This window comes from Actinophytocola sp. (assembly GCF_035712165.1).
GTDB lineage: Bacteria > Actinomycetota > Actinomycetes > Mycobacteriales > Pseudonocardiaceae > DASYTH01.
In genome coordinates this window covers 1-10,550 of the sequence record NZ_DASTBH010000464.1, presented here as the reverse complement: position 1 = coordinate 10,550, position 10,550 = coordinate 1, and the positions used below count along the sequence as shown (strand labels likewise).

Annotated in this window: 10 protein-coding genes; 7 read left to right on the top strand and 3 right to left on the bottom strand. The window is 71.8% G+C overall.

Annotated features, from left to right (window positions below; genetic code table 11):
- Together VFO68_RS26040 and VFO68_RS26035 are read left to right on the top strand one after the other, a co-directional pair.
- On the top strand, positions 1-277 hold a 277-nt coding region (locus VFO68_RS26040; RefSeq protein WP_325161018.1), incomplete at its 5' end, for a type II toxin-antitoxin system prevent-host-death family antitoxin.
- A complete protein-coding gene (locus tag VFO68_RS26035; protein WP_325161017.1) occupies positions 274-669 on the top strand; it encodes a PIN domain-containing protein in 396 nt (131 codons plus the stop codon). The genes VFO68_RS26040 and VFO68_RS26035, both read left to right, overlap by 4 nt.
- Here VFO68_RS26035 and VFO68_RS26030 read toward each other — a convergent pair.
- Together VFO68_RS26030 and metH are read right to left on the bottom strand one after the other, a co-directional pair.
- The gene (locus VFO68_RS26030; protein WP_325161016.1) at positions 662-1,327 is read right to left on the bottom strand and encodes an HAD family phosphatase; all 666 of its coding nucleotides are present in this window, start codon (positions 1,325-1,327) and stop codon (positions 662-664) included. The genes VFO68_RS26035 and VFO68_RS26030 overlap by 8 nt on opposite strands.
- A gap of 62 nt (positions 1,328-1,389) precedes the next feature.
- Positions 1,390-4,935: a methionine synthase gene (gene metH / locus VFO68_RS26025; RefSeq protein ID WP_325161015.1), complete on the bottom strand. Its 3,546-nt coding sequence runs from the start codon at positions 4,933-4,935 to the stop codon at positions 1,390-1,392.
- A 51-nt stretch (positions 4,936-4,986) separates the two neighbouring features.
- Between metH and VFO68_RS26020 the strand changes: the two genes are divergently transcribed.
- Complete coding sequence (locus VFO68_RS26020; protein ID WP_414635572.1) at positions 4,987-5,904, top strand: PAC2 family protein; 918 nt, start codon at positions 4,987-4,989, stop codon at positions 5,902-5,904.
- Positions 5,901-7,022 carry an MFS transporter gene (locus VFO68_RS26015; RefSeq protein ID WP_325161014.1) on the top strand — a complete coding sequence of 374 codons (1,122 nt, stop codon included), beginning with the start codon at positions 5,901-5,903 and terminating at the stop codon, positions 7,020-7,022. The genes VFO68_RS26020 and VFO68_RS26015 overlap by 4 nt, the downstream gene beginning before the upstream one ends.
- On the opposite strand, the gene mshC is transcribed toward VFO68_RS26015, so the two are convergent.
- Positions 7,002-8,246: a cysteine--1-D-myo-inosityl 2-amino-2-deoxy-alpha-D-glucopyranoside ligase gene (gene mshC / locus VFO68_RS26010; protein ID WP_325161013.1), complete on the bottom strand. Its 1,245-nt coding sequence runs from the start codon at positions 8,244-8,246 to the stop codon at positions 7,002-7,004. The genes VFO68_RS26015 and mshC overlap by 21 nt on opposite strands.
- A 186-nt stretch (positions 8,247-8,432) precedes the next feature.
- Here mshC and VFO68_RS26005 point away from each other — a divergent pair, with 186 nt between their 5' ends.
- The 3 genes from VFO68_RS26005 to VFO68_RS25995 form a co-directional block, all read left to right on the top strand.
- A complete protein-coding gene (locus tag VFO68_RS26005) occupies positions 8,433-9,620 on the top strand; it encodes a S8 family peptidase (protein ID WP_325161012.1) in 1,188 nt (395 codons plus the stop codon).
- Positions 9,621-9,638: 18 nt separating this feature from the next.
- Positions 9,639-9,893, top strand: coding sequence for a hypothetical protein (locus VFO68_RS26000; RefSeq protein WP_325161011.1), 255 nt, complete (start codon positions 9,639-9,641; stop codon positions 9,891-9,893).
- 148 nt (positions 9,894-10,041) lie between these two features.
- The coding region (locus VFO68_RS25995; RefSeq protein ID WP_325161010.1) for a DUF427 domain-containing protein at positions 10,042-10,550 on the top strand (509 nt) is incomplete at its 3' end.

Sequence of the window (10,550 nt, the reverse complement as noted above, 5' to 3'; positions counted from 1 at the left end):
TGATCACATGCGTTCCATGACCACGACCGAGGCCGCGCAGAACTTCGACGCGGTGCTCGATGAGGTCGAACACGGCGAGGTCGTTCTGGTCACCAAGGACGGGCGCCCGGTCGCGCGCATCGTCCCGGAACGACTCTCCGTGGCCGACCGGCTGGCGGAAGTCATGGAGCGATATCCGGCCGACCCGGACTTCGGCGCGGACCTGGAACGGGTGATCCGCGAGAACCGCGAACTGATGGACGACCGGGAGCGGAAGTGGCCGTGGGCCGACGAGTGATCCTCGACACCAGCGTTCTCGTCGCGTCGGAGAAGCACAAACTCGAGCTCAGATCCGTGATCGGCCATGATGACCCGGCAGTCGCCGCGATCACCGCAACCGAGTTGCTGCTCGGTGTCGAGCGGACCGATGACCATCGCCGGGACGAACGCGCCGTACGCATCGAGGGGATCTTCGCCGTGCTGCCGATCGAGGCGTACACGTTGGAGGTTGCCCGGTCGCACGCCATGCTGCTGGCGCACGTCTCCCGGGTTGGGCGACCACGCGGGTCCTTCGATCTGATCATCGCGGCAACTGCCTGCGCCACCGGGCGCACCTTGATCACGGCTGATCAGGCCGCCGCCTTTCATCAGTTGCCCGGGGTTCGGGCGGAGGTTGTGCGGGTCAGGTGAAGGCCGCCTCGAGGTCGGCCAGAGTGAGGTTGGCCAGGGAGTCGCGGAAGGTGCGGCGGGGGCCTGGGGGGACGGGGACTTCGCTGGGGACGACCAGGACGGTGCAGCCGGCGGCGGTGGCGGACGTGACGCCGGTGGGTGAGTCCTCGATGGCCAGGCAGTGGGCGGGGTCGACGGCCAGGCGGCGGGCGGCGGTCAGGTAGGGGTCGGGCAGGGGTTTGTTGCGGCCGTGCACCTCGTCGCCGCAGATGGTGACGTCGAAATAGTGCCGGCCGATGGTGTCCAGGGCGATCTCGGTGAGGGCGCGCTCGGTGGAGGTCACCAGGGCGGTGGGCAGGCCGGTGGCACGCACCAGGTCCAGCGCGGCGCGGGCGCCCGGCTGCCAGGGCGGGTCGCCGGCGAGCAGTTCGGCCATCCGCTTGTCGATCCAGCGGGCGGCCTCGGCGCGTTCCTCCGCGTCGGGAACGACGCCGACGTCGCCGAACAGCAGGTCCAGCGTGGTGGGGACGTTGCTGCCGACCATGGCGGCGCGGGTGGCCGCGGAGAGTTGGCCGCCGAGACGTTCGGCCAGCTCGAACAGCGGCACGTCCCACAGTTTCTCGGAGTCCAGCAGGGTTCCGTCCATGTCCCACAGGACGGCGGCGGGCAGCAGCGTCAAAACCCTGCCGCCTCGCAAGCTCGGCGGCACGGCAGTGTTCGATGGTTCGCTCGCAAGCTCGCTCACGTATTGAAGTACTTCGCTTCGGGGTGGTGCAGCACGATCGCGTCGGTGGACTGTTCGGGGTGCAGTTGGAACTCCTCGGACAGCTTCACCCCGATCCGCTCCGGACGCAGCAGGTCGACGATCTTGGTGCGGTCCGCCAGGTTCGGGCAGGCGCCGTAGCCCAGCGAGAACCGGGCGCCCCGGTAGCCGAGCTTGAAGAACTCCTCGACATCGGCCGGGTCCTCGGCGGCCACCGACGCGCCGGACGCGAACCGCAGCTCCTCCCGGATGCGCAGGTGCCAGTACTCGGCCAGCGCCTCGGTGAGCTGCACGCCGAGCCCGTGCACCTCCAGGTAGTCCCGGTAGCTGTTGTTCTGGAACAGCTCCTGCGCGAAGTCGGCGATCGGCTGGCCCATGGTCACCAGGGTGAACGCCACCACGTCCACCTCGCCGGACTCCCGGGGCCGGAAGAAGTCGGCGAGGCACAGCCGCCGCTCCCGGCGCTGCCGGGGGAAGGTGAACCGGGTCCGCTCCGCCGCGTCCACCGTGGGTTCGGTCAGCACGACCAGGTCGTTGCCCTCGGCCACACACGGGAAGTAGCCGTAGACGACGGCGGCGTGATGCAGGATGCCGTCGGTGGTCAGCCGGTCGATCCAGCTGCGCAGCCGAGGCCTACCCTCGGTCTCCACCAGTTCCTCGTAGCTCGGGCCGGCGCCGCCGCGCGCCCCGCGCAGCCCCCACTGGCCCAGGAACGTGGCCCGCTCGTCGAGCAGCGCCGCGTAGTCCGCGACCGCCACGCCCTTGATCACCTTGTCGCCCCAGAACGGCGGCGTCGGAACCGGCACGTCGGTGGCGACGTCCGAGCGCGCCGGCTGCGGCGCGTCGTCGGCCGGTTCGGCGGCCTTGCGGGCTTCGGCGATGCGCAGCGACCGTTCCCGGCGGGCGCGCCGCTCGTCGGCCCTGGCCTTGAGCTCCTGGTCGACCAGCGGGGACTCGCCGCGCTTGGCCGCCATGATCGCGTCCATCAGCCGCAGACCCTCGAACGCGTCCCGGGCGTAGCGGACCTCACCGAGGTACATCTCGGTGAGGTCGTTCTCCACGTAGGCCCGGGTGAGCGCGGCGCCGCCGAGCAGCACCGGCCAGCGCGCGGCCATCCCGCGCGAGTTCATCTCCTCCAGGTTCTCCTTCATGATCACCGTGGACTTGACCAGCAGCCCGGACATCCCGATCACGTCCGCCCGGTGCTCCTGGGCGGCGTCCAGGATCGTGGTGATCGGCTGTTTGATGCCGAGGTTGACCACCTCGTAGCCGTTGTTGGACAGGATGATGTCCACCAGGTTCTTGCCGATGTCGTGCACGTCGCCCTTGACCGTGGCCAGCACGATCCGGCCCTTGCCGCCGTCGTCGGACTTCTCCATGTGCGGCTCCAGATGCGCCACGGCGGTCTTCATCACCTCGGCCGACTGCAGCACGAACGGCAACTGCATCTGCCCGGAACCGAACAGCTCGCCCACCGTCTTCATCCCGGACAACAACGTGTCGTTGATGATCTCCAACGCCGGCCGCTGCTCGAGCGCGGCGTCCAGGTCCGCTTCCAGGCCGTTGCGCTCACCGTCGACGATGCGCCGGGCCAACCGCTCGAACAGCGGCAGCGCCGCCAACTCCTCGGCCCGCGACGCCTTCGACGAGGACACCGTGGCGCCCTCGAACAGCTCCATCAACCGCTGCAACGGGTCGTAGCCATCCCGCCGGCGGTCGTAGACCAGGTCCAGGGCCACGGCGCGCTGCTCGTCCGGAATCCGGGCCATCGGCAGGATCTTCGACGCGTGCACGATCGCGGTGTCCAGCCCGGCCTGCACACATTCGTGCAGGAACACCGAGTTGAGCACCTGGCGGGCGGCGGCGTTGAGTCCGAAGGAGACGTTCGAGACGCCCAGCGTGGTCTGGACCTCCGGGTAGCGCCGCTTGAGCTCGCGGATCGCCTCGATCGTCTCGATCGCGTCGCGGCGGACCTCCTCCTGCCCGGTGGTGATCGGGAAGGTCAGCGTGTCCACGATGATGTCGCAGACCCGCATCCCCCAGTCGCGCACCAGGTCGTCGATGATCCGGCTGGCGATCCGGATCTTGTTGTCCGCGGTACGGGCCTGGCCCTCCTCGTCGATGCACATCACGACGACCGCGGCGCCGTGCTCCCGGACCAGTTCCATGGTCCGCTGGAACCGGGACCCGGGGCCGTCGCCGTCCTCGTAGTTCACCGAGTTGACCGCGCACCGGCCTCCCAGCCGCTCCAGCCCGGCCCGGATCACCTCCGGCTCGGTCGAGTCCAGCATGATCGGCAGCGTGGACGCGGTGGCGAACCGGGCCGCCAGTTCGGCCATGTCCTCGGCGCCGTCCCGGCCCACGTAGTCCACGCAGAGGTCGAGCAGGTGCGCGCCGTCGCGGGTCTGCGCCCGGGCGATCTCGACACAGTCCTCGTACCGGCCCTCGAGCATGGCCTCGCGGAACGCCTTCGAGCCGTTGGCGTTGGTGCGCTCCCCGATCACCAGCACCGAGGCGTCCTGCTCGAACGGGACCGCCTGGTACAGCGAGGAGACGCCGGGCTCGGCGCGCGGCCGGCGGGTGGCCGGGGCCAGGTCCCGCAGCGCCTCGACGATCGCCCGGACATGGTCGGCGGTGGAGCCGCAGCATCCGCCGACCAGCCGCACGCCGAACTCCCGCACGAACGTGCGCAGCGCCTCGGCCAGTTCGTCCGGACCCAGCGGGTACACCGCGCCGTTCGGGCCCAGGATCGGCAGACCGGCGTTGGGCATGACGGACAGCGGGATCCGGGAGTGCTTGGCCAGCGTGCGCAGGTGCTCGCTCATCTCGGCCGGACCGGTCGAGCAGTTCAGCCCGATCAGGTCGACCCCGAGCGGCTCCAGCGCCGCCAGCGCCGCGCCGATCTCGGTGCCGAGCAGCATCGTCCCGGTGGTCTCCACCGCCACCTGCATGATGACCGGCACGGTGCGGCCCTCGGCGGCCATCGCCCGGTGCGCCCCGATGATCGCGGACTTCGCCTGCAGGATGTCCTGCGCGGTCTCCACGATCACCGCGTCCACACCGCCGGCCAGCAGCCCGCGCACCTCCTCGGTGTACGCGTCGCGCAGCGCCGTGAACGCGATGTGACCGAGAGTGGGCAACTTGGTGCCCGGCCCCATCGCGCCCAGCACGAACCGCGGCCGGTCCGGGGTGCTGAACTCGTCGGCCACCTCGCGGGCGAGGCGTGCGCCCGCCTCGGACAGCTCGAAGATGCGGTCGGCGATGTCGTAGTCGCCCAGGTTGGTCAGGTTCGCGCCGAAGGTGTTGGTCTCCACCGCGTCCGACCCGGCCTCGAAGTAGCCCCGGTGCACGGCCCGCACCACGTCCGGGCGGGTCACGTTCAGGATCTCGTTGCAGCCCTCCAGCCCGGCGAAGTCGGCCAGCGACAACGACACGGACTGCAACGCGGTACCCATCGCACCGTCGGCCACCAACACACCATGGTCAAGAGCGGTGAGCAGGGCCGATTCAGGCTTGTCTGGCATGGTCCCAGCCTACGATCTCCAGCAAACCCGATCGGGTCGTAGGCTTACCCGGTGACCGATCCGGACATGCGCAGCCCGGCTGAATCCGAACTCGAGCCCGCCCACCCACCGCTCGTCGAGCCGGTGATGGTCGCCGCGTTCGAGGGCTGGAACGACGCCGGCGACGCCGCCAGTACGGCGATCGAGCACCTCCAGCTCACCTGGGACGCCACTCCGCTGGTGGACATCGACCCGGACGACTACTACGACTTCCAGGTGACCAGGCCCACAGTCCGCATGGTGGACGGGATCACCCGCCGGGTCGAGTGGCCGACCACCCGGCTGTCGGTGTGCCGCCCGCCCGGAGCGGACCGGGACGTGGTGCTGATGCACGGCATCGAGCCCAACATGCGCTGGCGCAAGTTCTGCGGCGAACTGCTCCACCACGTCGACCGGCTCGGGGTGACCACCGTGGTGACGCTGGGTGCGCTGCTCGCCGACACGCCGCACACCCGGCCGGTGCCGGTCACCGGCACCGCCTACGACGCGGCGTCGGCGGCGCACTTCGGGCTGGAGCGCTCCCGCTACGAGGGGCCTACCGGGATCGTCGGGGTGCTGCAGGACGCGTGCGTGCAGGCCGGCGTCCCGGCGATCTCGATCTGGGCGGCGGTGCCGCACTACGTGTCCCAGCCGCCCTCCCCGAAGGCCACGCTGGCGCTGCTGCACCGGGTGGAAGAGGTGCTGGACATGGAGGTGCCGCTCGGCGGGCTGCCCGAGCAGGCCGAGGAGTGGCAGCGCACGGTCACCGAGATGGCCGACGAGGACGAGGACGTGCGCAACTACGTGCGGGCCCTCGAGGAGCGTGGCGACGCGGAGACCGCCCTCAACGAGACCAGCGGGGACGCCATCGCCGCCGACTTCGAGCGCTACCTGCGCCGCCGGCGTCCGGGTGGCCCGACGATCGGCGGGTCCGGGCAGTCCGGAGTTTGACCCGGGCCCAGGTCGCCCGAACAGGCCTGTACGCCGGCGGGTTCCTCGGTCCGTTCGGCGGCGGGGTCACCGTGGCGATGCTGCCCGAACTGGGCGCGGACTTCGGGGTGTCGCCGTCGGCCGCGGCCGCCTCGCTGACCGCCTACCTGGTGCCGTTCGCCGGGTTGATGCTGGTGTCCGGCACGCTGGGCTCGCGCTGGGGAGCGCGGCGCAGCGTGCGCGCCGCCTACCTGGTGTACGTGGTCTCGTCGCTGCTGTGCGCGGTGTCGGCCTGGTTTCCGCTGTTCCTGGCCGGCCGGGTGCTGCAGGGCGCGGCCAACGCGTTCACCACGCCGCTGCTGCTGGTCGCGGTCGCCGCCAGCACCCCGAGGCATCGGCTGGGCCGGGCGCTGGGCCTGTTCTCCTCGATGCAGGCGGCCGGGCAGACCAGCGCGCCGCTGTTCGGCGGTCTCGCGGCCGAGGTCACCTGGCGGTTGGCCTTCCTCGGCGTGGCGCTGGTCGCGCTGGCCCTGGCGGTGGCCGGCATGCCGGGCCAGGAGCGCGCCGGCGCGAGCGAACCGGTCCGGCTGCGCTCGGCGTGGCGGCCGGCCGTGCTCCGGCTGGGCGTGGCCGTGCTGGTCGGCTGGGCCTGCCTGGGCGGGGTGTCGTTCCTGGTGGCGTTCCGGGTCGAGGACGACTTCGGGCTCGGCGCCGGGGCGCGCGGACTGCTGCTGACCGGGTTCGGCGTGCTCGGGCTGCTCTGCGCCCGCCGGGTCGGCCACCTGATCGACCGGATCGGCGGCCGGACCTCGGCGATGGTCGGTGCGCTGGCCGGGGCGGTGCCGGTGGCGCTGGTCGGGCTGTTGCCCTCGGTCGCCGGGGTGGCCGTGCTGTGGGCGCTGGCCGGCGTCGCCGCGCAGTTCCTGCTGGTCGGCGTGAACGCGATGGTGCTCTCCGGCGAGGGGGCGAACCGCTCCGGGGCGATCTCGGTGGTGCAGGCGTTCCGGTTCTTCGGGCTGGCTCTCGCCCCGGTGGTGTTCACCCCGGTCTATCACGCCTCTCCGGCGGCGGCCTTCCTCGTGCCGGCCGCGCTGCTGGTCCTGGTCGTGCCGTTCGCCCTACACCGAAACGCCGAGTAACGCGTCGACGGCGGCGCGCAGCCGGCCGGGCGCGTCCGGGTCCGCGCCGCGCCCGGAACGGGCCTCGCTCACCCAGGCGTCCACGGCCAGCAGCGCCCGCTGCGTGTCCAGGTCGTCGGACAGGTGGGTGCGCAGCCGGGCGATGGTGTCGGCGGCCGGCGGGCCCGCCGGCGCGGTCAGCGCCGAACGCCAGTCGGCCAGGCGGGACGTGGCCGCTTCCAGCAGGGCGGGGGTCCACTCGCGGTCGGTCCGGTAGTGCCCGGAGAGCAGGGCCAGCCGCACCGCCATCGGGTCGACTCCCCCGCCGTCGCCGCGCAGCTTGGACACGAACACCAGGTTGCCGCGCGACTTGGACATCTTCGCGCCGTCCAGCCCGATCATCCCGGCGTGCACGTAGTGCCGGGCGAACGGGTGCTGCCCGGTCAGCGCCTCGGCGTGGGCGGCGCTGTACTCGTGGTGCGGGAAGATCAGGTCGGAGCCGCCACCCTGCACGTCGAACCCCATGCCCAGCCGGTTGAGCGCGATCACGCTGCACTCCACGTGCCACCCGGGGCGGCCCGCGCCGAGCTCGCTGTCCCAGCTCGGCTCGCCGGGCCGGGCCATCCGCCACAGCAGCGGGTCCAGCGGGTGCCGCTTGCCCGGCCGGTCCGGATCGCCGCCGCGCTCGGCGAACAGCGCCAGCATGGTCGGCTCGTCGTAGTTGGACTCCGAGCCGAACCACTGGGTCGCGGCGTGGTCGTAGTAGACGTCCGGGTAGGACTCGTCGCCGACCCGGTAGGCCACCCCGCCGGCCAGCAGCTTGGCCACCACCTCGGTGATCTCCGGGATCGCCTCGACCGCGCCGATGTACTCGCGCGGCGGCAGGATCCGCAACGCCTCCATGTCCTCCCGGAACAGCGCGGTCTCCCGCATGGCGAGCACCACCCAGTCGGCGGCGTCCCGCGCGGCCCGCTCCAGCAGCGGATCGTCCACGTCGGTGACGTTCTGCACGTAGTGCACCTCGTGCCCGTTGTCCAGCCACACCCGGTGCACGAGGTCGAAGGCCAGGTAGGTGGCGGCGTGGCCGAGGTGTGTCGCGTCGTACGGGGTGATCCCGCACACGTACATCGTGGCGATCTGTCCGGGCGTGGTCGGTCGGATCTCCCGGGAGGCGGTGTCGTACAGCCGCAGCGGTCGCGGCGGCCCGGGCACGTGCGGCACCGGAACGGATTGCCAGGTCTGCATATCTCGACAGTAAACGCCGAGGTCCACGAGCCGGGAGTGGTCCCATCCGGTGATCACCGTGGGCATCCGGCGAACTACTCCGCCAGCGGGAAAGTATGTGGCGCCCGTCACACCATCCGCGGACCGGCCGATGGGACGAATAACAGACGCGAGGGCTCGTTTCGCGAGTCGAAGAGGGTGGAGAAGATGACGCAAGCGGCCGCCGCCGGCACCACAGGCCGGTATCTAGTGCTGCTGGAGGACGACGCAGTCGCTGCGGGGACGCGGGAGCTGGCCGACCGCGCCGGGATCCGGACCTGGAGCACCGCCGACGCCGGTGCCACACCGGTCGCGCCGGCGCCGGACCTGGACGGCATGGTCCTGCACGAGTTGGGCGTGGCCGTGGTGACCGCGGACCACGACCAGGTCCGGGAGCTGGCTCGGGCGGCCGCCGAGCCCGGTCCGATCGCGTTGATCGAGCCGGAGCGGATCGTGCACGCGATCGAGCCGGCCGCGCCGGCCGTCGCGGAGCAGGCCGCGATCGACGAGACCATGTTCACCTGGGGGCTGCAGGCGGTCGGCGCGCCGAACAGCACCGCCACCGGCAAGGGCATCCGGGTCGCCGTGCTGGACACCGGGCTCGACCTCGGGCACCCCGACCTGGCCGGCCGCACCATCGTGTCCAACTCGTTCGTGCAGGGCCAGGAGGTGCAGGACGGCCACGGCCACGGCACGCACTGCGTCGGCACGTCCTGCGGGCCGCGCGAGGTGGCCGACGGTCCCGGCTACGGGGTGGCCTACGAGGCGGAGATCTACGCGGGCAAGGTGCTGTCCGACCAGGGTTCCGGAGCGGACGGCGGCATCCTGGCCGGCATCTCCTGGGCGATCAGCAACGGCTGCGCGGTGATCTCCATGTCGCTGGGCGCGGCGACCCGGCCGGGCCAGCCGTACTCCCGGACCTTCGAGCGGGTCGCCCTGCGCGCGCTGGACCGCGGCACTCTGATCATCGCCGCGGCCGGCAACGAGAGCAGCCGGTCGGCCGGTCTGGTCTCGCCGGTCGGCCACCCGGCGAACTGCCCGTCGATCCTGGCGGTCGGCGCGCTGGACGTGAAGCTGATGCTGGCCGACTTCTCCTGCGGCACCGTGGACAACGTCGGCGCGGTGGACGTCGCCGGGCCGGGCGTGGACGTGTACTCGAGCTGGCCGGTTCCGTTGGGGCACCGGCGGATCAGTGGCACCAGCATGGCCACGCCGCACGTGGCCGGGGTGGCCGCGCTGATCGCGCAGGCCAGCGGCGCGCGCGGCTACGAGCTGTGGGCGCGCCTGGCCCAGACCGCCAGGCGGGTTCGGCTGCCCAGCACGGATGTCGGGGCAGGCCTGGTCCAGGCACCCTGATTCGGCCAGGATGGGTCCGTGCATCGCACGGACGGCCAACCGGTCGGCATCGTGGTATCCGTCGCCGACGACCACCTCGACGGGATCGACGAGGTGGTCGCCGGCCTGCGCGCGGCCGGCATGCGGGTGGACGGCGTCCTGGACACCGTCGGCATGGTCACCGGCTCCGCCGCCCCCGACTCGCTCGACGCCCTGCAGTCCGTTCCCGGCGTGGCCGACGTCGAACGCCAGCACCATCATCAGCACGCACCGCCGGAGTCGGACATCCAGTAGTACTAGGGACTTCGCGATGTGGTCGCGGATGTGTCGGGGTTGCGCCGCACGCCGAGGACATGGAGGTTGCTCGACGGAGCGGGTTCGGCACGCCGCTGATACGTGCCAGGCGGGGTAGCGTCGCGATCGCCGAGTTGGGAGGGCGACGATGAGCGAGGCGAACCGGGGCCGGGTCAGGGTCGAGACGAGTCCCAAGCGGGTGCGGGTGTATCTGGCCGGGCGGTTGGTGGCCGACACCGCGCGGCCGGTGCTGGTATGGGAGAAGCCCTACTACCCCACCTACTACCTGCCGGTCGCCGACCTGACCGCGAAGCTCGAGGCGACCGGGCAGACCAGCCACTCCCCCAGCCGCGGTGCGGGCACCGGCTACGACGTGGTGGTCGATGGGCGGGTGGCCCGAGCGGCGGCGGTGGGCTACCGCGACTCGCCGATTCCCGAGCTGCGCGACCTGGTCCGGATCGAGTGGGCCGCCATGGACGAGTGGTTCGAGGAGGACGAGCCGGTCTACGTGCATCCCCGCGACCCGTACAAGCGGGTCGACATCCTGGCCAGCAGCCGGCACGTGGTGGTCGAGGTGGACGGGGTGCGGGTGGCCGACTCCCACGCGCCGCGCATCCTGTTCGAGACCAGCCTGCCGCCGCGGTACTACCTGCCGCT